Here is a 22,078-nt window from a genome sequence, read left to right on the forward strand (position 1 = left end):
TTGAGCAGCCGGGGTTCATCCCTCAGACCACTGTCATCACGGAGGAAGCAATGTCGCTCCCGACTCAGAAAACCCCGGCGCCGCGGAATGCCCTGCGCCGGGTCGCCGCCGCCAGCCTCGCCGGCAACGCGATCGAATACTACGACTTTTCGATCTACGGCCTTGCGGCAGCGCTGGTGTTCCCGCAACTGTTCTTTCCCCAGAGCGACCCCTTCGTAGCCACCCTGGCCACCTTTGGCACCCTCGCCGTCGGCTATATCTCACGCCCGCTGGGCGCAATCGTGTTCGGGCACTTCGGTGACAAGGTGGGCCGTAAGCCGATGCTCGTCATCACCTTGCTCCTCATGGGATTCGCCACCCTGGCCATCGGTGTACTTCCCACGTTCGACCAAGTGGGCATGTGGGCGGCAGTGATGCTCACGTGCCTGCGCTTCCTCCAGGGCATCGCCTTCGGCGGCGAGTGGGGCGGCGCCATCCTTATGGCCTTCGAATACGCACCGGAGAACCGCCGCGGGCTCTTTGCAGCGATCCCCCAAGTGGGCCCGGCCACAGGTGCTCTGCTCGGCAACGCCGCCTTCCTGCTGGTCACGCTGCTGCCTAAGGAGGACCTGCTCGCATGGGGCTGGCGCCTTCCGTTCCTCTTCAGCTTCGTCCTGGTCATCGTGGGCATGTTTATCCGGCTCAAGATCGCTGAATCCCCCGAGTTCCAGGCCACCAAGGCCGAGGGCCGGCAGGTCAAGGTGCCCATCGCGGCAGTCCTGAAGAACAACCTGAGGGCCGTGCTCCTGGTGGCCGGCGGCTTCCTGGGCTTCGGCGCCTTCTCCGTGATCGTCATGACCTACCTGGTGGGTTACAGCCAAAGCGTGATGGGCATCCCCGCCTCGACCATGCTCTCCTTCACCATGGTCGCCTTTGCCATCCAGATCCCCATGATCCTGCTCTCCGGCCACCTGTCCGACCGGCATGGCCGGCGCACCCTTATCACCGTTGGCTCCCTGGCTGCCGTGGCCTCCATCTTCCTGATGTTCGCTGCCGTGGCCAGTGCCCAGCCCTGGCTGGTGGGCCTGGCGTACGCCCTCGGTTTCGGTTGGCTCTACACCATCTGCTACGGCCTCCAGCCCGCCCTCTTCGCGGACGCGTTCCCGGCCGAGGTCCGCTTCACCGGTATGTCGCTGGGCTACCAACTGGCCAACGTCGTCGGCTCCGGGTTCACGCCCATGATCGCCGTCTKGCTGGTGCACACTACCGGAAACTTCCACTCCGTTCCCATGTTCGTCGCGGCAACCCTGGCCGTATCGCTGGTCTGCCTGCTCCGTCTCGCGGCCCTGGCCCAGGCACGGAAAGCCGCCGAGTCCCCCGCCCAGCAGGAGAGCCTACCCCTGGCTGCCACGCACTAAACGGACCCTTCGCCCACGCACTACAGAAAAAGGACATTATGAAGTTCGAACACATCACCCTGGGCCAGCGCGTGCTCTTCGGAGCAGGCCGGGCTGCCGAGCACGTCGCCCAGGAGGCCGCACGCCTCGGTGCGCGCAACATCATGTGCATCACCTCCGAATTCGAGCGGCCCTTCGCCGAGACTGCCCTGAGCCTCGCCGGCGTGGGCCTCTGGCACACGGATGTTGTCCAGCATGTCCCGGCGGAAACCGCGGACAAGGCCCGGAAGGCAGCGTCCGACGCCGGGATCGACCTGATCGTCTGCGTTGGCGGCGGTTCCACCACTGGCCTGGCGAAGGCAGTGGCGCTGACCACCGGCATCCCCATCGTCGCCGTGCCCACCACCTACGCCGGGTCCGAAGCGACCAACGTGTGGGGCCTGACGGAAAACGCGACCAAAACAACAGGCGTTGATGACCGCGTGCTGCCCGCCGCGGTGGTGTACGACGCCGAGCTGACGCTCAGTCTGCCGGTTTCCCTTTCGGTCGCTTCTGGCCTGAACGCCTTGGCGCACTGCGTTGATTCCCTGTGGGCACCGCGCGCCGATCCCATCAACCAGGCGCTGGCTGCCGAAGGAATCCGAGCCCTCGCCGACGGGCTTCCGCGCATCGCCGCGGACCCGTCGGACCTGACCGGCCGGGAGACCGCTCTGTACGGGGCATACCTTGCCGCCGTGTCCTTCGCCTCGGCGGGTTCCGGACTGCACCACAAGATCTGCCACGTCCTGGGCGGAACCTTCAACCTGCCCCATGCGGAGACGCACGCAACCGTCCTCCCCTACGTGGTGGCCTTCAATGGGCCCGCAGCTCCGGACGCGGCAGCACGGCTCGCCGGGGCACTCCGCGCGGGACTGGCCAGTGCCCCCGCCCAGGAGCCCGGCGCTGAACCCGCCGAGGATGCCCTGGCGCTCCTGAACAGCCTCCGGGGCACCCTGGGGGCACCCACCGCACTGCGCGACTACGGCTTCACCGAAGCAGATATCCCCGAAGCCGTGGAGCGGATCCTCAAGGTGGTGCCGGCGTCGAACCCTGCCGCAGCCACAGGGGAAAACATCGGAGGCCTTCTTCGCGCAGCCCTGGCCGGAACAGAACCCACCACCCGGTCCGCCGCACTGGCAGCGGCCGGCGCCGTCCAGAACGGAGGAACAAAGTGACTCTTAGCGAAGTAGCAACCGACTCCGGGGCCGGYTCCCAATTCGCCCGGGAGGAAAGCCTCGTGCACGAGGTGGTCCGTTCGTTTACCGGCGGCAGCAAACGCGACCGTGAAGTGATGGGTTCGCTGGTCCGCCACCTGCATTCCTTCGTCAGGGACGTCCGCCTCACCGAGGCGGAATGGACCAAAGGAATCGACTTCCTCACCCGCGTCGGCCAAATCACCACCGAAACCGGTCAGGAGTTTGTGCTGCTTTCCGATGTTCTCGGCGTCTCGATGCAGACCATTGCCGTGAACAACGAGGCCTACGGCGACGCCACCGAGGCCACCGTGTTCGGACCTTTCTTTGTGGCGGATGCCCCGCAGATCCAGATCGGCGGGGACATCGCCGGCGGCGCCGCGGGTGAGCCCTGCTGGGTGGAAGGAACGGTGACGGACACCGAGGGGAATCCCCTGCCCGGCGCCCGGATCGAGGTGTGGGAGGCGGACGAAGACGGCTTCTACGACGTGCAGTACAACGACGGCCGCACCGCCGCCCGCGCCCACCTCTTCACCGATGAAAACGGGCGGTACGCTTTCTGGGCACTGACGCCCACCCCCTACCCCATCCCGCACGACGGCCCCGTGGGCGGGATGCTGGAGCACTTCGGCCGCTCCCCCGTCCGCGCCTCGCACCTGCACTTTATGGTGTCCGCCCCGGAGAAGAACACCCTGGTGACCCACATCTTCGTGAGGGGATGCGCCCACCTGGACAACGATTCGGTCTTCGGTGTGAAGGAATCCCTCATCAAGGACTTCGCCGCCCAGCCGCCGGGAACCCCCGCTCCCGACCGCCGTGACCTTGGCGAGCAATCGTGGACAAAGGCGCGCTTCGACGTCGTCCTGCCGCCCGCGGGCCCCCGCACCACCGAAGCTTTTTAGGAAGGAAGCCACCATGGAACTGCAGCACACGCATAAGGAGACCTTCGAGGACGGCCTGGCCATCCGCAAGGAGGTGCTCGGCGCCGCCCACGTGGAACGGTCCCTCGCCAACGTCAGCGAGTTTGGCCGGCCCATGCAGGAACTCGTCACCGAGTACTGCTGGGGCGCCGTCTGGAGCCGGGACGGGCTGGAACGCAAKACCCGGTCCATGCTCAACCTGGCCATGCTCACCGCCCTGAACCGCGGCCACGAGCTCTCTGTCCACGTGAAGGGGGCCATCAACAACGGCGTGACGCCGGAGGAGATCCAGGAAGTGCTGATGCAGACGGCCATCTACGTCGGCGTCCCGGCAGCACTCGAATCATTCCGCATCGCCGAAGCAACCCTGAAGGAAATGAATGTCACCGTATAAGCCCCGCATCGGCTTCATCGGCCTGGGCAATATGGGCACGCCCATGTCCCGCCGTCTGCTGGAAGCCGGCTACGCAGTGACCGGCACCGACCTCGCGGCCGCCAACAGGCAGCGCCTGGCAGAGGCCGGCGGCACCGCCGTCGAGACCGCCACCGAGGTGGCGGCCGGCTCCGATGTCCTCATCCTGATGCTTCCCAACTCTGACGTTGTGGAAACGGTCCTGCACGACGGCGGCGTGGCCGCGGCGCTGCCGCCGGCTGCGGTCATCGTGGACATGAGTTCCTCGGAGCCGCTGCGCACGCGGGCCCTCGCCGCGAAGCTCGCGGCTGACGGGCTGGCCCGCCTGGTGGATGCCCCTGTGTCCGGCGGCGTGGGCGGCGCCGAAAAAGGGACACTGACCATCATGACCGGCGGCGACCTGGACACTGTCGCGGAACTCGCCGACGTGCTGGCCGTCCTGGGCCGCGTCCGCCACACCGGCGCGGTKGGGTCAGGACACGCCCTCAAGGCCCTGAACAACCTGCTGTCCGCCACGCACCTGCTGGCCACCTCGGAGGCGATGGTGGCCGGCCAGGAGTTCGGGCTGGATCCGTCCACCATGCTGGAGGTCTTCAACGCCTCCAGTGGACGCAGCGGGTCCACAGAAAGCAAGTGGCCCAACTTCGTCCTGCCCGGCGGCTACGACTCCGGCTTCGGCCTGGGCCTGATGCTCAAGGACATGAGGATTGCCACGGACCTGGCGGACGGAATGGGTCGGCCCAGCCGGCTGGGAAGCCGCGCAGTGGATCTGTGGAGCGAAGCGTACGGCGAACTGAACCCCGGTGCCGACCACACGGAAATTGCGCGCTGGGTGGGACACACGTCCTGACCCTGAAATCGCCGTCGTCGGAAGTGTCCGGCAAGCAAAGTGCCGCCCGGAGAGCGTTATGCTCACCGGGCGGCACTTTGCTTATGTCTGATCAGTGGCTCAGGCCAGGTCAGTGGCCGTGGCTGATCACCTGGTCCAGCGGGGCCGGGCCCTTGGCCTCGAATTCGCGTGTCTGGCGTTTCGTTTCGGCCTCGTAGGTGTCAGTGTCCCCCCGGTGCCGGGCAATGAGCCGGCGCCGGGCCGACGGAGCAACATGGCACAGCCCGGGAACGTCCGGGTTGTCGCGGCAATCGATCCCGCCGGCCGCCGGGGCCACGGCCCGCAGGCCCTGGCCGGTCAGCGCCAGGCCCCGGCTCGTATAACGGCGCCGGGCCTCCCCCTCGCAGGCGGGACAGGCCGTGGTTGCCGGGGCGGGAGTGTCCATGAAAAGTTCGACGTCGGCGCGGCAGCCGGTGCAGCGGTAGTCGAAGAGGAGGCGCGCCATCAGACGAGCTCTTTCAGGGGGCCGCCGAAGTCTTCCCAGTCCCTGGGATCGTGGGCGATCCAGACGGAGGCCGATTCCTCGTCGCGGATCCGTTTGAGGGACGCGATGGAGCGCCGGGCCTCGTCATGGTCCCAGTCGGAACCGTCCACGGCGCCCCATTCCATGGCTTCGCGCAGGTGCACCGTATCGCCGGTCAGCAGGATGTTCTGGCTGGGCAGCCGGACCAGCGCGCTGAGCTCACCAGGAGTGTGGCCCGGAGTGTGGTGGATGATGATGGCGGCGTCCCCGAACAGGTCCTGGCTGGGTGACTGGACGGTGGTCCAATCGAACTCCTTGACCTCGGCCGTGAGATCGGTGGGGTTAAAGAGGTGCGCCGATTCCGGGCCCGGGTTCGCGGCCCACTGGAATTCGCCGGGACCGGCGAAGAACTTGGCCTGGGGGAACAGGTACAGGCCGCCGGCATGGTCCGAGTGGGTATGGGACAGGACCACGTGCGTGATGTCCTCGGGACGGTAACCCAGCTTGGCGAGCTGGCGGTCGATCCGCTGTTCCGGGTTGGACACGATCATCGAGGTCTCCGGCCGGTCCCCGAAGACCAGGGCGGGGTCGTCGCACACCAGCGGGTTCATGCTGGTATCAAACAGGACCAGGCCCTGCTCGTGCTCAATCAGGTAGGCGGGCAGGGGAATGCGGACAGCCCCTTCGGCTCCGACCACCAGGTGTGCTGCGTCGATGTCCATCTTCGGGGCGTCCAGCCCCCACATGCGGATGTTGGCTGCCGGGTTCTTCCCGGTTGGTGCCGCCAGATGAGTAGCCTGCGTCATTGCGTGCTCCTAGGTGATGTTGTTCCCCGCCAGCCATTTCAGGACCGGTTCGAGGATCTCTTTGTTGTTGTTTTCGAAAATCAGGCCATGGCCGTTGCCAGCGATGCCCAGGCCTTCCAGCCGCAGGTGCGTTGCCGTGGCACCGGAGCGGTTAAGGAACTCGACGGTTTCGGCGTCGCCACCGGCACGCCCCGAGGCCGCCCCGGAGACCACCAACACCGGCAGGCCCTCAAGTGATCGGCCGCCGGCCAGCGGCACAGCTGTCAGCCCGTGTTCGAGGCTGCCCCGCGGTCCCAAATCCCTGAAGGGTGGGCCGAGGGGTTCGAAGGTGACGATTCCCCGGACCCGTTGAGGGGAGCGGGACGCGGCAAGCCAACCGCCGGCGGCACCGGCGGAATGCGTGGCCAGCACGGCCGGACCTGCTTGTTCGAGCAAGTCCACGATGCGGCGCGCATCGAGTTCCTGGCCGAGCGCAGTGTCCGTCAGCATGCCCGACGAGGAGGCCACCAACCTGTCTAGTTCCGGCGAACCGGGCCGGCGGCCCCACGGCCAGGCGGAGTGTTCGGAGCCGGCACCCGGTATGGCATCGGAACCGGGCTCCGGCGCAAAAACTGCTCCGGCACCGGCGTAGTCCGGAAACCCGGTACGCCCGCCCAGCCGTGCAGGATCGTACGGTGACCGCCCGTGGCCGGGTCGGTCCAGGAGGTAGGCCGGGAACCCGGCATCCACCAGCCGCGGCGCCCAGCCCGGCGCGCTGTCGTCGATCCCCAGCCAGTCTGTGGACTGTCCGCCGCCGCCGTGCACCAAAACCCAAGGCGTCCTGGCGGTGCCGTCAGCCGGCGCCTCCCACTGGACCCAGGCGGGTCCCAACTGACAGGGACCGGCGTCGGACTGCTGGAGGTCTCCCGGGAGGAAGAAGCCGCCGGTCCGCACGGTCCGCGCTGTTTTGTTCAGGTGCGGGGCGCCCGGCTCAGTGGACCACAGCTGAGCGGCGCCCGGACACGGACCCGTCGTCGTCGTGGGCATACGGGACCTACGCCGACACGGCGGGCGTCAGCCGCACGGGAACATGATCATGTCCGAAGGCCTGGTAGTTGACGGTCTTGCGCGGTTCCCCGGTGAGCTCGATCTTCTCGATCCGCTCCACCATGGCGCGCAGCAGCGTGCGGGCTTCGAGCCGGGCCACCTGGTTGCCGGCGCACGTGTGGATCCCGAACCCGAAGGACAGGTGCGCGTTTTTGAGGTCGCGGTCTACGTGGAACTCGTCCGGGGCGTCGTACTGGCGCGGATCCCGCCCCGCGCCCAGCCACATGGTGAGGATCTTGGCGCCTTCCGGAATGCGGACGCCTCCCAGCACCGTCTCTTTGGTGGCCCAGCGTCCGCCGTAGCGTGAGGCGGGATAGAGACGGATGGCTTCCTCCCAGGCGTTGTCCACCAGGCCCGGGTTCTCACGCAGCTTCTGCCATTCCCCGGGGTTGTCCGCGAAGGCGCGGATCATCGAGGCGATCGACGCGGTGGTGGTGTCGAAACCCGCGGCGAAGATGGATTTGAGGATCTGCTGGGCGGTGTGCTCGGAGATCTTGCCCTCGTCCGCCATGGAGTAGAGCTGCCAGCCGATGCCGCCGTCGGCCTGCACGTCGCGCGCGGTGTTGGATTCAACCCATTCCATGGCCTCGGTGCCGCTGGCGAGCTTGGCGGCCTGCAGGTCGCTGGGCGGACCGAAGACGTTGAAGACGGCGTCGCCGAACTTCAGCAGCAGCTCGCGTCCCTCCTCCGGGAGGCCCAGGACGTCCGGGAAGACCTTGAGGACGTACTTCACGGACAGGTCGGTGTACGCGTTGATCTCCGCCGGTCCGTCCGCCAGGAGATTATCGATGAGCCGTTCGGCCTCGGCCTTGAAGTAGGTGGACATCTTGGCGAGGTTCTCGGCGTCGAACACCTTGAACACGGCCGCTTTCGATGCCGTGTGCTCCGGCGGATCCTCCAGGATCAGGGTGCGCGGCCGGAATGCCGACGGCGCGTAGAACGGCCGGTCCGTGGACGAAAAGGTACGCCAGTCGCGCAGCGCCTTCTGGATCTCGGCGTAGCGGGTGATGGCGTAGTAGCCATACTTCTCCATGTAGACCACGGGAGCGATCTCGCGCTGTTCCGCGTCGAACGTGTGCACGTCCTGCAGCGTTTCGAGCGAGAATGCATCGTAGCCGGAGACCGGTGCCTCGATGACCTCGGGGAGGATGTTCGTTTCAGTCATGTCTGTTCCTCGTTGAACGGTAGTGGGGGATTATTTTCCGGCCTGGCGTGCCGGCGGCGGGGTGCCTGTGGCCATCCAGTCCAGCCGCCGCTGCACGCCGGCCTGGGCCATCTCCGGGTGCGTCAGGACGAAGAAGGTGTTGGTGCGGATGGCGTCAAGTACCTGCCCGGCCACCTCTGCCGGGTCCATCCCCACCTCGGCGGTGGTGGCCGCCAGCCGCTCCATGACCGCCAGCCTCCCGGGCTCGGCAGCCAAGGGCACATCGGCAGGGCGGTTCCGCTCGGCGTCGACCATCCGCGTCCTGACCGGGCCCGGCGCCAGCAGCGAAACACCCACGGGGCTGCCGGCAGTGCGCAGTTCCACCTCGAGCGATTCGCTCATGCCCAGCACGGCGAACTTGGAGGCGCAGTACGGCGTCATGGTCGCCGTGCCGGAACTGAACGCAGCCACGGAGGCGGTGTTGACGATGTGTCCTCCGCCGCCGGCCTCCAGGAGGGGCAGGAACACCCGGCAGCCGTTGAGGACGCCGAAGAAGTTCACATCCATCACCCAGCGCCACGCCTCTTCCGGAATACTCAGGAAGCTGCCACCCGTTTCCACGCCCGCGTTGTTGCAGACGACGTCGATCCGGCCGTAAGTGCCCAGCACCGCCTCGGCGAGCGCCTCAAGGTCCCCGACGCTGCGGACGTCTGTCCGCTGGCCCATCACGTCACCGAAGGCGGAGAGTTCCCGCACGGCGGTGTCCAGTGCTGCCTGTTCGACGTCGGCAATGGCAACGCGCATGCCTTCTTCCAGGAAGCGCCGTGCCATGGCGAAGCCGATGCCGCTTGCGCCGCCGGTGACCACGGCAGTCTTACCGCTGAACTCGGTGATGCCCGCCATCGCTACCACGTTCCAATCAGGGAACGGGTTTCCAGGCTCTTGGGGAACATCAGGCGCTTGACCACGGCATCCTCATCCAGTGGGAGCTGCCGGAGCACGGCCAGGTCTTCTTCCAGCCGGGCCTCATCAGAAGAGTGGTACACAAGCCGCTTGTTGTTGCTCGCGGCGGGATTCACGATGTCGACGAAGACGCGGCGCCGCTCTGCGGCGTATTCGTCCAATACCGATTCCGGAGCCGTGCCCTTGACGACGGCGGCCAGCGCCTCGGACAGCACGTAGGTGTCGAAGAGCCCGCTGGTCAGTCCAAGCCCGCCGGTGGGGTTGGTGGCATGCGCCGCGTCGCCGGCCAGCAGCACCCGCCCGGCACGGAACGTTGCCGCCGCCCGCTGGTGCATGCTGTACGGCGAGTAGGCGTCCACCACCACGTTTTGGGGATCGCGCACAATGGAGGCGAAGAAGTCCGGCATGCGCTCTTCGATTCCGCCTTCCGGCAGTGCTGCGTCCTCGCAGTACGTGTAGCGCCACAGCCCGGTGTCGCCGCTGTTGTCGATTTTGGTGATGATGGCGCCGAAGCGGTCATCGATCAGCATGGTGGTCTGGCTGTAGCCGGCGGCTTCGAAGGGGTAGCGGATGTTCGTGGCAACAAAGCGTTCAGGCCAGGTGATGCCTTCAAAGGCGATCTCCTGGCTTTCGCGGACCTTGCTGCGGGCGCCGTCGGCGCCGATCAGCCAGGAACCGTCAACCGTGGTGGTTCCCTGCGGGGTGGCGAAGTGTGCCGTGACGGAGTCCGGCCCCTGGTCCATGCCGGTGAACTTGTGGTCCCAGAGCACTTCGGCGTGGGGGAAACGGGCCAGGTGTTCAAGGGCGATTTCCACCAGGGCGTTCTGGCCGAGGTGCAGGTTGTAGGGGTGTTTGACGCGTCCTTCGAGCGATCTGAGCCCGTAGTTGATCTCTTCACCTGTCTTGTGCACCTTGTAGGTGTAGTCCTGCTTCAGGAAGCCGCGGGCCACGGCGTCCTCGAATAGCCCGAGGCGCTCCAGCCCGTCCAGGACGGACCAGTGGTAGACCATGGCGCGGGGCGCGTTGGCCACGGTACTGGCCCGTTCGAAGACGCGGACGGGAACCCCGGCCCTTGCCAGGCCCAGGGCGTTGAGGATGCCCACGGGTCCGGCACCGACAATAAGGACGGGTTTCTGCTGTTCAGGTTTCTGCTGTTCAGGTTTCTGCTGTTCGGGTTTCTGCTGTTCAGTGCGCACTATGTGTCTCCGGGCTTTCTAGAGTTCGAGTTCGAGGACGTCGGACTTGGACCGCGAGACGCAGATCATCATCATCTCGTTGGCCGCTTTTTCCTCGTCACTGAGGACGGAGTCGCGGTGGTCGGCCTCGCCGCTGAGGATGCGGGTCTCGCAGGTGCCGCAGGTGCCTTCCATGCAGGAAAAGATGACCGGCGCGCCGGCTTCCTCGGCCACCTCCACGATGCTGCGGCCTGGAGGCACTTCGAGTTCCATGCCGCTGAGGGCGAGTTTGACCCGGAATGAAATGGCCGGGGCCATGGCCGCCGCAGGGTCCTTGGGGGCGAAGCGTTCGAGGTGCAGGGTTCCGGCGGGCCACCCGGCGCAGATTCCTTCGAGGGCGCGCAGCAGGCCTTCGGGGCCGCAGGCGTAGACCTTGACGCCGTCCCGCGGCTTTCCCAGCAAGGCGCCGAGGTCCGGGAAACCGAACTCGTCGTCGGGGTGGATGTCGATCTTGCCGGGGTACTTGGCTGCGAGTTCCTGCCAGAAGGCCATGGAGGATCGCGAGCGCCCCATGTAGGTCAGCTTCCAGCGGGCTCCGCGCCGTTCGGCCTCGTCCAGCATGGGCATCATGGGCGTGACGCCGATACCGGCGGCGAGGAAGTGGTATTCCGGCGATTCCACCAGTTCGAAGTTGTTCCGGGGTCCGGAGACCTCCAGGTTGTCGTCCTCGGCCAGGCCGGTGTGCACGTAGCTGGATCCGCCGCGGCTGGTGGGGTCGTTCAGGATCCCGAGGCGGTAGCTGGAGTTGTCGTCCGGGTTCCCGCAGAGGGAGTACTGGCGGGACAGCCCGGACGGCAGGTGCAGCTCGATGTGGGCGCCTGGCTGCCACCCAGGGAGGGCGGCCCCGTCCGGATGGACCAGCTCAAGTTCCACAACGCAGTCGGACGCGGACCGCTTGCTCCGGACCTGGAGTGGCTGGCGGGTGAGCGTGGCAGGCGTCCTCAGCATGGTTTCCGATGTCATGGTGGTTGTCCTTTACTTCTCGAAGCGGATGGGCACGGAGGTCCAGCCGGTGCGCAGCGGCCTGCCGTTGGATACCGGCTGGCCGGAAAGTTCAAAGTTGCTGGTCTTGGCCAGGATCTGCCGGAGCATCCCCTGGAGCTCGGCGCGGGCAATCGGCGAGCCCATGCACTGGTGCGGGCCGTGCCCGAACGTCAGGTGCGGGTTGGGCGAGCGGTCCGCGATGTACTCGTTGCCCCGGACGAACTTGTCTTCGTCACGGTTGGCCGAAAACACGTTGAGGCCCACCTTGGCGCCTTCGGGAATGACCGCACCGAAGGCTTGGACGTCCTTGGTGGCCTTCCGGCCGGTGTGGTGCAGGGGCGGCGCGAGGCGCAGGATTTCCTCGATGGCGGAGTCCACGAGCTCGGGCCGGCGGCGCAGGTCGGCCTGGTCTTCCGGGTGGCTGCCGAGGTAGGACAGGATGGACCCGATCGCCGCGGTGGTGGTGTCCGCGCCTGCCGAGAAGATCTGCACACCGATGGCGACGGCTTCCTCCTGCGTCACGGGCCTGCCTTCGGGCATCAGTTCCAGCACACCGGACATGATGTCGATGGCAGGATCCTGCGGGTTGGCCCGACGGTCCTCGATGAGGGCCTCCACCGTCGGGTTCCAGAGACTCTTGTTGATTTCCCGCATTGCTGCGATGTCGTGGCGGACGGCGTCGGCTTTGGCCAGGCTCACGGCCATGGTCTCCCACGCATCGTCCGGGAGCAGCAGGAACCTGGCGAGGACCTGCTGGGGAACGATGATGCCGAACTGTTCGATCATGTCCGCTTCACCGGCCTCGATCAGCGGGTCCAGGTTCTTGGCCACTAGGTCTTCGATATCCGGCACCAGCAGCGCCACCCGTTCGGGGGTGAAGTACTGTGCCAGGAACTTCCGGAAGAACGTGTGGGTGGGCGGATTTTCCTGGATGGGGATGGACCGCATGAACTCGGGGAACTCCAGGAACGGCTGGCCGCTGGTGTAAGTGCGCCAGTCCCGCGAGCCCTTCTGGACGTCGGCGTAGCGCATGTATCCATAGAAACCGTCGTAGTCGCTGGTGAAGGCCAGCGGCCGCTCGGCGCGCAGCCTGGTGTACTCTGCCGGGTAGTCGGTCACCGTTATGGGGTTCCAGTCATCGTTGGGGATCCGGGTATCGGCATCAACGCTCACGATGCAGCCTCCTTGCTTTCCTCGTGTGATAGGTATCACTGCTTGTTCCCCACCGTAAGGCGGCCAAGGCGCCTCAGTCATATGTTTCATGGAACTCACACGGCGCAGGTATACACTTTGAATATGGACATTCGGCACATTCGATACTTTCTGGAGATCACCCGGCAAGGGTCCATCTCCAAGGCGGCCAAGGTGCTGCAGATGACCCAGCCGCCGCTGAGCGCCGCCCTGAAGAACCTCGAAGAGGAACTCGGAGTCAAGCTCCTGGAACGGACCGCGCGCGGGATTGTGCCCACCAACGCCGGTGAACTCCTGGTGCAAAAAGGCAGCCGGCTCGTGGACGAAACCGACCAGCTCGCCCGTGAGCTCAGCCGCCAGGGAAAGGGGCTCAGCGGCACTCTTCACCTCGCGGTCATTCTGCCGTTCGCCTGGGCCTACCTGCCCCGGGTCCTGGCACGCTTCCGCGAACTGTCGCCCCACGCGGACGTCACCCTGAGCGACGTCGAACCTGGCACGGTGATTGAGGGCGTCCGCTCCGGCGCCCTGGACGTGGCCATTGTTGCCACGGGAGCGCCGGACCGGCTGCGCACCATGTACCAGGACGACGTGGTGATTGAACCGATCTCCAAGATGTCCCTGTCCTCGGTGCTGCCCACCCGCTTTCGGGATGCACCCAAGCCGGTGGCCCTGACAGACCTGATGGATGAGACCTGGCTCCTGCCCGCGCCGAACATCCGCGTGCCAGGCATCACCGAACTACTGGTTGACTACTGGCTGGAGAACGGCCTGTCCATGCCGCGGCTCAAGACGGTCACCAGCCTGCAGACCACGCTCCCGCTCGTTGCGGCCGACATGGGCATCAGCATCATGCCCCCGGAGATCCAGCAGATCGCCAAGACCACCGTGGTGACCCGCCAGCTGGAGCCGCCCCTGCCGCCGCTGCATGCCGTGGCGGTATGGAGTGCCCAGCGCGAGCTGACCGAGGTTGCCGCAACCTTCGCCGAGGTGCTCCTGGGTCCCCGTGCAAAGAGTGTGCGGATGAGGACCGGCCCCGAGGCGCACTGACGCCACTCCCCCGCAGGTCCCATCAGGACGGCCGCATCAGGCAGGACCCAGGAACACCGGATCCATTTCCTCACCGGCCGCATACTGGCCGTTGAAAAGGTCGACGGCGGCCGGAGCCAATTGTGCCGGCAGTTCCGTCCAGCCCGTCCCGGCAGCCTCCGGTCCTGCAACCTGCGTTCCGGCAACCTTTGGGACGGCCAGCCGGAGGAGCTCCAGCCGGGCACCGCTGCCGGGCGCCTGCCCCGGGTCCGCAACGCTCAGGACGGCGCCCTCGGCATCGAATTCGAGCCACGGGTCCGCCACAAACAGGCTCATCATGCCGTGGTGGCCGCTGAGCCGCACCTGGCCGCGGAACCTGCGGATGCCCGCTGTTCCAATGCCCGCCGGCGTCGGATCCTCTGCTGTTCGAGGATCCGCCGGTGACCCTGCCTCACCGGCCGGCCCGCCGCCGTCGGGCGCAAACTGGAAGTAGCTCCCGCTGACGATGGATGCCCCGGCATCTGCTGAGACGCTCCCGTCGGGAAGGCGTGACAGGTAACTGATGAAGCTCCGTTTGATACCCCAGCGAAGCACCGGGGCATCAAACGGGAGCTGCTCCATTCCCATGGCTCAGAGTCCGAGCTTTAGCGGGCAGCCGCCCTGGGACCGGGAGACGCAGATGAACATGCTCTCGCAGCTGGCCTTCTCGTCGTCCGTCAGGATGGAGTCCCGATGGTCGGGAGTACCCGAGATGACCGGGGTTTCACAGGTGCCGCAGGTCCCCTCGCTGCACGATGACAGGGCCGGGAGCCCGGCCGCCTGGGCGACTTCGAGGATGGATTTATCTGCCGGGATGGTAAGCGTCACGCCGCTGTCCGCGAATTCGACCTCGAAGGAAACGTCGCCGGTGGCATCGATCTTCTTCGGCACGAAGCGCTCCACGTGCAGGCTGCCCGCGGGCCAGTGCGCCGAGGCGCCTTCGACGACGTTCAGCAGCGGCTCCGGGCCGCAGCAGTAGATCAGGGTGTCAGGCCGGACGTCCAACAAGCAGGCAGCGAAGTCCACCCGGCCGTCGGTGTCTTCCGGGACGAGCCGCACCCGGTCACCGAATTCTGCGAGCTCGTCCAGGAAGGCCATGGTGGCCCGTGACCGGCCGCCGTACACGAGGCTCCAGTCGGCGCCTTCCTGTTCGGCCTGGGCCACCATGGCCAGGATCGGGGTGATTCCGATCCCGCCGGCGATAAAGACATAGTTCGGGGACGGCTGGAGCACAAAGTTGTTGCGCGGCTGGCTGACGGTCAGCGTCGATCCGGCCTCCACGGTGGTGTGGATGGCCAGCGATCCGCCGCGCCCGTTGGCTTCCTTGAGCACACCGATGCGCCAGCTGGACTGGTCCCCGCCGGGCGAGCAGAGCGAGTACTGCCTGACATGCCCGTCAACGTGGACATCGATATGTGCACCGGGGTGCCAGGCGGGCAGCGGGCGGCCGGCCGGGTCCACGAGTGTCAGGGATGCGACGCCGTCGGATTCCTCCCGGCGTTCCCGCACCGTCAGTTCCAGGGTGGCCGTCGGGTCCGCGGGAAGCTCGACAGCGTGCTGCGCCGCCTTGGGTGCCACGTCCCACTGCACCTCAAGGCTCCGGCGGACCGGCAGCAGCGCGAACCGGATGAAGTCCAGGCCCCAGTCCTTGGCGGGACGCAGGCTGGGCAGGCGTTCGAAGAGCACCTTTAGGCCGGTGGATCCCTGGGCGCGGGCCAGTGGCTGGCCCAGGCAGGTGTGCCGTCCCTTGGTGAACGCCAGGTGGTCCCGGGCGTCCTCGCGGTGGATATCGAACTCGAAGGGCCGGTCGTAGTATTGCGGGTCCGTATTAACACTGGCCAGGGCGATCCAGATCATATCGCCGGCCTTGATGTGGGCGTCCCCGATGGTGACATCCACGTTGGCCCGGCGGGACGCGAACGTCGACGACGGGCGGCGCCGCACGGTCTCGTCAAAGACCCGCTGCCAGAGCGCGGGGTCGTCCAGGGCGTCGGTGAGCGCGGCCGGTGTTTCGTTGAGGAAGATGACCGCGTTGGCCATGGCCTGGGCGGTGGTATCGGTGCCGGCGGCGGCGAATTCACTCAGGTGCAGGGCGATCTGCTCCTCGGACAGGGACCAGTTGCCTTCCCTGTCCTTGTCCCGGGCCATGACGGAGATGAGGTCGTCAGCATGGCTGTCCCGCCGTTCGCGGACAATGCCGCGCAGGGTCAGCTGGGCCGTGACATAGCTGTCCCATACTTCCGAGCGGCGCGGTTCTTCAAGCTTTTCCTGGGCGCTGGCGAGCACCTGGAAGAAGTCGTCTCGGAGGCCGCGCATCATGGAATCGAATTCCGGGCCGAGACCCATCAGGGCGAGGAGCGTCTGCGTGGTGAGCTCCAGGCAGTAGGCGTCCATCAGGTTGGCGTGACCCTCCGCCTCGAACCGGTCAATGATGCGGTGGGCGCGGGTTTCGATCTCGGGCCGAAGGGCTTCCATCCGTTCCTGCAGGAAGGCCTTCTGGGCTACGCGCCGGGCCACGGTGTGCCCTGAAGGGTCAGAACCTACCAGGATCCGGGAGATCAGCTCGGCCGGCATGATTTCCTGATAGGCCTCGGGGACCGGGATCAGCCCGCCGTTGCTGGCGCTGGAGAACTTCTGCCAGTCGGGCAGGATGGTTTCCGCGTCGGCGCGGCGGGTGATGATCCACGCGTTCAGGTACGGGTAGAAGAAGGCAGGCTTGCCCTCGCGGACGTCAGCGAAATGCCGGCCCGGATCGCGGTAGTAGTCGTCGCCCATGGCGTCGAAGCCGGGGGCCAGCGGACCGGGGTGGGCAGGGGCGATCGTGTTGATGGACATGGTGTGCTCCAGGAGGAAGGGGTGTCAGAGGACCGCGGACGCGGCGATGGTGGACAGTTTCTGGAAGCGCAGGACATTGTCGCCCTCGTCCATGACGCCGGCGGTCAGGCAGACGAAGGTCATGTCGCGTTCCGGGTCGATCCAGAAAAGCGTGGATCCCGCGCCGTAGTTGCCGTGGGTCCGGGGGCTGGTAAAGGGCCCAAAGAAGGAGGGGTGGGTTCCGGTGCCGCTCAGCGAGAAGCCCAGGCCGAAGTTTCCCGGGGGCTCTTCCCAGCCGCGCATCCGGGCGATCATGGCGTACAGGTCGTTGGTCATGTCGCCGGTCTGCAGTGTGGTGGCGGCGTCCAGGACGGCCGGCGCAATTAGCTGGCGGCCGTCATGGGCCCCCTTGCGGCGGATCATTTCGGCGAAGGCGAAGACATCGGCAGCGGTGCTGGCCGACCCGACCCACGGCATCTCGGCTTCCTCGTTGATGACGTCGTCCAGGACCTCGATGTCCTTGGCCGAGAGCCAGCCGGAGTCCGGGATGTAGGCCTTGAGCGGAACCATCCGGTCCTTCCAGTCTTCCAGCGGACCGAACCGGGTGTCCTTGAGGCCCAGCGGGCCGAACAGGTTCTTGCCGGCCAGGTCGCGGAACGAGTCGGCACCGTAGACCCGGCGGAGCATCTCGCCCATCAGCGCATGGTTGACCGCGGGTGAGTACGTGAGGTTGGTGCCCGGCTCGTGGACCACGTCGAGTTCGCAGATGGCGGCAATGACGTCTCTGAGGTTGCCCAGCCGGGCGTTCGGGAGCGGTTCGGGCGTGGCCGGCATCCCGGAGCGGTGGGTCAGCAGGTGGGCCAGGTTCACGCGGTCCTTGCGTCCGGCGCGGAACCGGTCGCTGCCGTAGAACTCGGGAATGATGTCCACCACGCGGGTGCTCAGGGCGAGCTTGCCCTCGCCAATGGCCTGGTACACCAGGGCGTTGGTGAAGGCTTTGGTCAGCGAGAGGACCCTGAAAATGCTGTCCGCTTCCATGGCGCGGCCGGCGGCGCGGTCCGCCCATCCGAGAGTGGCGTCGAGGGCCACTTCGCCGTGGCGGGCCACGATGATGCGGGCGCCGTCGTAGTCGCCGGCGCTGATGTCGTTGCGGATGGTCTGCTCTAGTAGTCCGATGGTCTCGGCGTTGAGTCCGTGGGTCATGGTCCTGCTCCTGTGTGCCTGGCTTTAAGGGGGGGATGAAAAGCGTGGCGGCAGCCCGCCGTCGTAATTTCCGACGGCGGACCGTTGCCACGGTGCGCAGCGGCAGCCCTACATGTGGAGGCCGCCGGACGGCGAGAGGGTCTGCCCGGTGTAGTAGGCGCCCGCTTCGCTCGAGAGGAACACCATCGTGGCGGCGATTTCCTCCGGGGTTGCGGGGCGTTTGATGGGCTGCATGCCGATCAGCATTCCGGTGATTTCCTCGGGCTGTTGGCGGAACAACGGGGTGTCCACAGCGCCGGGCGCGATCGCGTTGACCCTGATATTGAAGGGGGCAAGTTCGGCGGCCGCTGCCCTGGTCATGCCGAGGACTCCGGCCTTGGACGCCGGGTAGTACAGCGGCATCGGAACGCCGAGCAGGGCTGCCGAGCTGGAGACGTTGACGATTGAGCCGCCGCCAGTGCGCTTCAGCAGGGGCGCCGCTGCCCGCATGACATAGAAGGGACCGAACAGGTTGACTTCCAGGACACGGCGGAAGTCTTCGTCAGTGATGTCGCCGAGGAAGTCGGGGAAAAACTCCTCGCCTTCCCGTGCTGCCCGGAAGGCCCGGACGTTGGTGTCAACGAGTTTGTCGTTCGCCGCCTTGGACGGCGCGTTGATGCCGGCCGCGTTGATGACCACGTCGAGGCGGCCGAATTCTGCGTCGAGTTTGGCAAAGGCATCGTTGACCGCCGTGCTGCTGGTGACGTCCAGCGCGATGGCGAGTGAACCGGGGATGGCGGAGAACTCGCGGGACAACGCCTCATCGGACATGTCCGCACCCACCACCCGGGCACCTGCGTCAGCGAAAGCCTTTGCGGTGGCAAGGCCGATTCCGGAGGCCGCTCCGGTAATGAATGCCACTTTTCCTTCAAGAGTCACGACGTTGTGCCTTTCTGCTGTCCACCCCGCAGTGCGGTCATGGGCTGTGATGTAGGGCACCAGTGTTGCAGTTCGCTAGACACATGTCCAGCCAAATGCTGGACGTTCGACAAATAAAAAAGCATTTGTTGAATCACTAGACAACAGTCCAGCCAATGTGTTCTGCTTCTCTCATCCCCGTGAGGACGGTCACACATCACCGGCCGGGTCTGAACACACTTCCCGGCGCTTCGCTCTGGAGCCTGCCGGCTGCGGGGACCCCGTACCAGAGACAGAACTTCGAGGCCCCCGGGCCTCTCTTCAAAGGAGAAGCATGACAGTTCCCACGACGGGCTCCCCGGCCGTCCAACTGGCCCCGGCAGAGCTGCCGGATACACAGAGAAGGCTCCCCTGGAAGCGCGCCGGCATGCTCATGGCCGTGACGTTCTCCGGCCTGCAGATGCTCAACGAAGTGGGCGCCATGATGGCCATCCCGCTCTACCAGTCCATGAGCATGGATCTTGGCCTCACGCCGTCCCAGGTCTCCTGGGCACTGCTGGCCACCCTCCTCATGGGGGCGGCCTCCATCGCCCTGCTGTCCAAGGCGGGCGATGTCTTCGGCCACCGCAAGGTGATGATCATCTGCATCGTCGGCATCTTCGTGGGCTACGTCATGTCAGCACTCGCTACTGATTTCACCGTCCTGGTGATCGGCCGCGCGCTGACCGGCATCATGGCCGGACAGGCCCTGGTGGTGGGCATCATGAACGACCGCCTGAGCAACTTCGACCGCAAAAAGGCCATCGGCATCATCGCGGGCGGCCAGGCCGTCGGCGTCACGCTGGGCTTCGGCGTGGGCGGACTCATGGTGGTCGTCGGCGCAACGTGGCGCCACGCCTTCTGGATCGGCGCCGCCCTGACCGTCCTGAGCATGGCGGGAATGCTGCTATGGGGCTCGGACTCGGACGCCACGCTGCGGAACCGGGGCAAGAGCAAGCGCATCGACGTCGCCGGCGTCACCCTGCTCGGCTTCTCCCTTACGGCCATCTGCAACGGTTTGAGCCAGAGCCCCGCCTGGGGTTTCACCTCGCCCGCCACCCTGACCTGGGTGATCGCCGGCGTCGTGGGCCTTGGCCTGGCGCTTGTAGCGGAATCCCGCAGCAAGCAGCCGCTCGTTGACATCTCCCTGCTGCTGAGCACGCGACTGATGCCCGCCTACGCCGTATTCGTGACCCTGGGCATCGCCGGCATCATGATGTTCAACTTCGTGATGGGCTGGGCACTGACACCTGCCGAGCTGGCCGGCTACGGCTTCGGACTCAATCCACTGACCGCCGGTTTCCTGTTCATCCCCATGACCCTGGCCGGAATCGTCGTTTCCACCGTCATCCCGCGGCTGCTGCACCGTGTTCCCCCGCGCGGCCCACTCGCCGCCGGGGCGTTCCTGCTGATGCTGTCCTTTGTCTGGCTGTACTTTATGCACACTCAGCTGTGGGCCGTCGTCGTCGGCATCCTCTTCTACGGCGTCGCCTACACCACGGTCCTGACCATCGCCATCTCGATCATCGCCGCCGAAGCGCCGGCCGGGAAAGGCGCCGGCACGGCCTCCATCTACGTGGGGATTGYGCTGTCCGCCTCGGCAATCGGCACGGCAGTCTACGCCGCCATCATCGGCCTGAACACAACCCCCGCGGCTCCGCTTCCGCCGGCCGAAAACTATGCCACCGGCTTCCTGACGGCGGCCATCGTCTCGATCGTGGCGATCATCGCGGCATTCACCCTCTCCAAGCGCGTGCAGCTGACCGAAGTGGCCAGCCACTGAGGTCGAAGGATCCGCTGACATGGATCAGCGCAGGTTGAATCACCGCGGTTTGAATCAGCTCAGCTGAGCATTTGAACCACAACAAGGGCGCCGGGCCCATGGTCCGGCGCCTTTGGCGTCTGGTTCTAACGTGTGGTTCTGTCCGTCTAGCTGGCGGTGGCGTCACCGCGGACGAAGGCCAGCCACTGCATTGCCAACACGTCCTTGAGCAGGGCCATGTCCAGTGGCCTGCCGCGAAGGATCGTAAAGAACATGGTCCTGTCCAGCGCCATCTGGAGTGTCAGCAAATGGAGCCGCGCGCGTTCGTGCTGCACCGGATCCGTATACCGGGCAAAGGTCCTCGGCATGACCTTGTAGGTGTCGCCGAGGATAGTCATCCACGTCTCGGTCACAAGGTCATCGTTCGCCAGAGCCTGCTCCATGGTGGTGAAGTCGCTGGAGCGCTCTCGCCACAACATGATGGTGTCGTCCAGCCAGTCGAGGATGCTGGCCTGGTCCGGATCTTCCAAATCGTCCAGGCGGCGGTAGGCGGCCATCACGTCGGACTGGCTCCGCCTCATCAGCTCGGCAACGATCTCCGCTTTGGTCCGGAAATAGACGTAGAACGTGGCGCGGCTGGCGCCGGCCGCACTCGCGATGTTCTCGGCAGTCGTCTCATTGAAGCCGCGGCTGCGGAATTCCTCCGAAGCGGCCTCGATCAGCCGCTCGCGGGTCACTTGTTTCTGCACCTCACGCAGGGATTGCCTGGGAGACTGCGTGCGTTGGGAACCCGGCGCTTGCCGACGAGGCCCAGCATATTCTTCGTTGTCGGCAGTGGTCACGCTCACCAACTTATCACCGGGAACGGCTGGAATTCGGAAACCCGAAGCGAGCCCTCACCAGCCCTTGAGCGTGAAACTGCTGAATTCAGGTCGCACCGAAAGACGACTCGCGAAATCCTTGCACCCATCTACCGGGAGTATCCTGTCGCGGCCGGGCGTCCGACATACTAGTTCCATGCAGGCGACGACGGTATTGGTCGAGGGCGAGAGTGACCGGCTGGCGGTCGAGACGCTGGCCTTACGCCTTGGCCATGACCTGACAGCCTTGCGGGTGTCGGTCGTACCGATGGGAGGCGCGACCAGCATCGTCCACTTCATCGACCGCTACGGCCCGAATGGTGCAGGCCACCGGTTGTTGGGCCTGTGTGATGCAGGGGAATCTCGTGGCATCGCCCGCGCGCTCGGCCGTGCAGGTATCGGGTCCGGTTCGCTGGCCGAGCTTGGGTTCTACGTCTGTGACGCCGATCTAGAGGACGAACTCATCCGCTGCCTTGGGATCGATGCCGTGCTCAAAGTCATCGCGGCTCAAGGCGAGCTCGCGTCGTTCCGGCTCCTCCAACGCCAGCCGTCACTGCGAGATCGGCCAATAACGGCGCAGTTGCGCCGGTTCTTCGGAGGACGCAGCGGTAACAAGGTCCGATACGCGCCACTGCTGGTCGACGCATTGCCGGCCGGACATGCGCCTGCGCCGCTGGCCCGCCTCGTTGCATCATTCTCACGGTGATCCGACTGTCCAAATAGATGGGCCCTCGCCG

The 22,078-nt window shown here is 66.1% G+C and carries 21 protein-coding genes; 8 read left to right on the plus strand and 13 right to left on the minus strand.

All coding sequences use genetic code 11. The features are described 5' to 3' along the window. The first annotated feature begins 50 nt into the window (after positions 1–50). Genes AC1D2F_RS16215 through AC1D2F_RS16235 form a run of 5 tightly spaced genes read left to right on the plus strand, consistent with a single transcriptional unit; the run spans position 51 to position 4,790 of the window. Positions 51–1,397 (plus strand): MFS transporter, encoded by a 1,347-nt coding sequence (locus AC1D2F_RS16215; protein WP_476967179.1) that lies wholly within the window; start codon positions 51–53, stop codon positions 1,395–1,397. A 38-nt stretch (positions 1,398–1,435) separates the two neighbouring features. Further along, entirely contained in the window at positions 1,436–2,590 is a 1,155-nt protein-coding gene (locus tag AC1D2F_RS16220) for a maleylacetate reductase (protein WP_476967180.1), read from the plus strand. Beyond that, positions 2,587–3,510, plus strand: coding sequence for a dioxygenase family protein (locus AC1D2F_RS16225; RefSeq protein ID WP_476967181.1), 924 nt, complete (start codon positions 2,587–2,589; stop codon positions 3,508–3,510). The genes AC1D2F_RS16220 and AC1D2F_RS16225 overlap by 4 nt, the downstream gene beginning before the upstream one ends. A 13-nt stretch (positions 3,511–3,523) precedes the next feature. After that, on the plus strand, positions 3,524–3,922 hold the full coding sequence (locus AC1D2F_RS16230) for a carboxymuconolactone decarboxylase family protein (RefSeq protein WP_476967182.1): 399 nt from the start codon (positions 3,524–3,526) through the stop codon (positions 3,920–3,922). After that, the gene (locus tag AC1D2F_RS16235; protein WP_229995734.1) at positions 3,909–4,790 is read left to right on the plus strand and encodes an NAD(P)-dependent oxidoreductase; all 882 of its coding nucleotides are present in this window, start codon (positions 3,909–3,911) and stop codon (positions 4,788–4,790) included. Before AC1D2F_RS16230 ends, AC1D2F_RS16235 begins: the two co-directional genes overlap by 14 nt. A 109-nt stretch (positions 4,791–4,899) precedes the next feature. On the opposite strand, the gene AC1D2F_RS16240 is transcribed toward AC1D2F_RS16235, so the two are convergent. The 8 genes from AC1D2F_RS16240 to AC1D2F_RS16275 are packed head-to-tail and all read right to left on the minus strand — an operon-like array spanning position 4,900 to position 12,683. Then, the gene (locus AC1D2F_RS16240) at positions 4,900–5,274 is read right to left on the minus strand and encodes an FmdB family zinc ribbon protein (protein WP_229995733.1); all 375 of its coding nucleotides are present in this window, start codon (positions 5,272–5,274) and stop codon (positions 4,900–4,902) included. After that, positions 5,274–6,098 (minus strand): N-acyl homoserine lactonase family protein, encoded by an 825-nt coding sequence (locus AC1D2F_RS16245; protein ID WP_476967183.1) that lies wholly within the window; start codon positions 6,096–6,098, stop codon positions 5,274–5,276. The genes AC1D2F_RS16240 and AC1D2F_RS16245 overlap by 1 nt, the downstream gene beginning before the upstream one ends. A gap of 9 nt (positions 6,099–6,107) precedes the next feature. Then, complete coding sequence (locus tag AC1D2F_RS16250) at positions 6,108–7,124, minus strand: alpha/beta fold hydrolase (protein ID WP_364742709.1); 1,017 nt, start codon at positions 7,122–7,124, stop codon at positions 6,108–6,110. Positions 7,125–7,131: 7 nt separating this feature from the next. Next, the gene (locus tag AC1D2F_RS16255) at positions 7,132–8,349 is read right to left on the minus strand and encodes a cytochrome P450 (protein ID WP_476967184.1); all 1,218 of its coding nucleotides are present in this window, start codon (positions 8,347–8,349) and stop codon (positions 7,132–7,134) included. Positions 8,350–8,379: 30 nt separating this feature from the next. Next, positions 8,380–9,231 carry an SDR family NAD(P)-dependent oxidoreductase gene (locus AC1D2F_RS16260; RefSeq protein ID WP_229995729.1) on the minus strand — a complete coding sequence of 284 codons (852 nt, stop codon included), beginning with the start codon at positions 9,229–9,231 and terminating at the stop codon, positions 8,380–8,382. A gap of 2 nt (positions 9,232–9,233) precedes the next feature. Then, complete coding sequence (locus tag AC1D2F_RS16265; RefSeq protein ID WP_476967185.1) at positions 9,234–10,487, minus strand: FAD-dependent oxidoreductase; 1,254 nt, start codon at positions 10,485–10,487, stop codon at positions 9,234–9,236. An 18-nt stretch (positions 10,488–10,505) separates the two neighbouring features. Beyond that, positions 10,506–11,489, minus strand: a complete 984-nt coding sequence (locus AC1D2F_RS16270; RefSeq protein ID WP_229995727.1) for a PDR/VanB family oxidoreductase — start codon at positions 11,487–11,489, stop codon at positions 10,506–10,508. 12 nt (positions 11,490–11,501) lie between these two features. Then, positions 11,502–12,683 carry a cytochrome P450 gene (locus tag AC1D2F_RS16275; RefSeq protein WP_229995726.1) on the minus strand — a complete coding sequence of 394 codons (1,182 nt, stop codon included), beginning with the start codon at positions 12,681–12,683 and terminating at the stop codon, positions 11,502–11,504. 123 nt (positions 12,684–12,806) lie between these two features. On the opposite strand from AC1D2F_RS16275, the gene AC1D2F_RS16280 reads away from it, so the two are divergent. Beyond that, entirely contained in the window at positions 12,807–13,748 is a 942-nt protein-coding gene (locus AC1D2F_RS16280) for a LysR family transcriptional regulator (protein ID WP_229995725.1), read from the plus strand. A gap of 36 nt (positions 13,749–13,784) precedes the next feature. Here the strand turns inward: AC1D2F_RS16280 and AC1D2F_RS16285 are convergent, their stop codons facing one another. The 4 genes from AC1D2F_RS16285 to AC1D2F_RS16300 all read right to left on the minus strand — a co-directional run bounded on the left by AC1D2F_RS16285 (position 13,785) and on the right by AC1D2F_RS16300 (position 18,683). Beyond that, positions 13,785–14,354, minus strand: coding sequence for an HtaA domain-containing protein (locus AC1D2F_RS16285; RefSeq protein WP_476967186.1), 570 nt, complete (start codon positions 14,352–14,354; stop codon positions 13,785–13,787). Positions 14,355–14,357: 3 nt separating this feature from the next. After that, positions 14,358–16,601 (minus strand): cytochrome P450, encoded by a 2,244-nt coding sequence (locus AC1D2F_RS16290; RefSeq protein WP_476967187.1) that lies wholly within the window; start codon positions 16,599–16,601, stop codon positions 14,358–14,360. A gap of 24 nt (positions 16,602–16,625) precedes the next feature. Beyond that, entirely contained in the window at positions 16,626–17,783 is a 1,158-nt protein-coding gene (locus tag AC1D2F_RS16295; RefSeq protein ID WP_476967188.1) for a serine hydrolase domain-containing protein, read from the minus strand. Positions 17,784–17,891: 108 nt separating this feature from the next. After that, entirely contained in the window at positions 17,892–18,683 is a 792-nt protein-coding gene (locus tag AC1D2F_RS16300; RefSeq protein WP_229995540.1) for an SDR family NAD(P)-dependent oxidoreductase, read from the minus strand. A 331-nt stretch (positions 18,684–19,014) separates the two neighbouring features. Here AC1D2F_RS16300 and AC1D2F_RS16305 point away from each other — a divergent pair, with 331 nt between their 5' ends. Beyond that, a complete protein-coding gene (locus AC1D2F_RS16305; RefSeq protein ID WP_476967189.1) occupies positions 19,015–20,502 on the plus strand; it encodes an MFS transporter in 1,488 nt (495 codons plus the stop codon). A gap of 146 nt (positions 20,503–20,648) precedes the next feature. Here the strand turns inward: AC1D2F_RS16305 and AC1D2F_RS16310 are convergent, their stop codons facing one another. Beyond that, positions 20,649–21,323 (minus strand): TetR/AcrR family transcriptional regulator, encoded by a 675-nt coding sequence (locus tag AC1D2F_RS16310; RefSeq protein ID WP_476967190.1) that lies wholly within the window; start codon positions 21,321–21,323, stop codon positions 20,649–20,651. Positions 21,324–21,498: 175 nt separating this feature from the next. On the opposite strand from AC1D2F_RS16310, the gene AC1D2F_RS16315 reads away from it, so the two are divergent. Continuing rightward, positions 21,499–22,047: a TOPRIM nucleotidyl transferase/hydrolase domain-containing protein gene (locus tag AC1D2F_RS16315; RefSeq protein WP_229995537.1), complete on the plus strand. Its 549-nt coding sequence runs from the start codon at positions 21,499–21,501 to the stop codon at positions 22,045–22,047. Positions 22,048–22,078 lie beyond the last annotated feature (31 nt).

It is taken from the genome of Arthrobacter sp. P1_B3 (genome assembly GCF_056406615.1).

Excerpts from the sequence above, each read along its gene's own strand:
- AC1D2F_RS16220 (WP_476967180.1), top strand. The coding sequence starts at position 1,436 with ATGAAGTTCGAACACATCACCCTGGGCCAGCGCGTGCTCTTCGGAGCA.
- AC1D2F_RS16240 (WP_229995733.1), bottom strand. The coding sequence starts at position 5,274 with ATGGCGCGCCTCCTCTTCGACTACCGCTGCACCGGCTGCCGCGCCGAC.
- AC1D2F_RS16245 (WP_476967183.1), bottom strand. The coding sequence starts at position 6,098 with ATGACGCAGGCTACTCATCTGGCGGCACCAACCGGGAAGAACCCGGCA.
- AC1D2F_RS16250 (WP_364742709.1), bottom strand. The coding sequence starts at position 7,124 with ATGCCCACGACGACGACGGGTCCGTGTCCGGGCGCCGCTCAGCTGTGG.
- AC1D2F_RS16255 (WP_476967184.1), bottom strand. The coding sequence starts at position 8,349 with ATGACTGAAACGAACATCCTCCCCGAGGTCATCGAGGCACCGGTCTCC.
- AC1D2F_RS16260 (WP_229995729.1), bottom strand. The coding sequence starts at position 9,231 with ATGGCGGGCATCACCGAGTTCAGCGGTAAGACTGCCGTGGTCACCGGC.
- AC1D2F_RS16270 (WP_229995727.1), bottom strand. The coding sequence starts at position 11,489 with ATGACATCGGAAACCATGCTGAGGACGCCTGCCACGCTCACCCGCCAG.
- AC1D2F_RS16280 (WP_229995725.1), top strand. The coding sequence starts at position 12,807 with ATGGACATTCGGCACATTCGATACTTTCTGGAGATCACCCGGCAAGGG.
- AC1D2F_RS16285 (WP_476967186.1), bottom strand. The coding sequence starts at position 14,354 with ATGGGAATGGAGCAGCTCCCGTTTGATGCCCCGGTGCTTCGCTGGGGT.
- AC1D2F_RS16290 (WP_476967187.1), bottom strand. The coding sequence starts at position 16,601 with ATGTCCATCAACACGATCGCCCCTGCCCACCCCGGTCCGCTGGCCCCC.
- AC1D2F_RS16295 (WP_476967188.1), bottom strand. The coding sequence starts at position 17,783 with ATGACCCACGGACTCAACGCCGAGACCATCGGACTACTAGAGCAGACC.
- AC1D2F_RS16315 (WP_229995537.1), top strand. The coding sequence starts at position 21,499 with ATGCAGGCGACGACGGTATTGGTCGAGGGCGAGAGTGACCGGCTGGCG.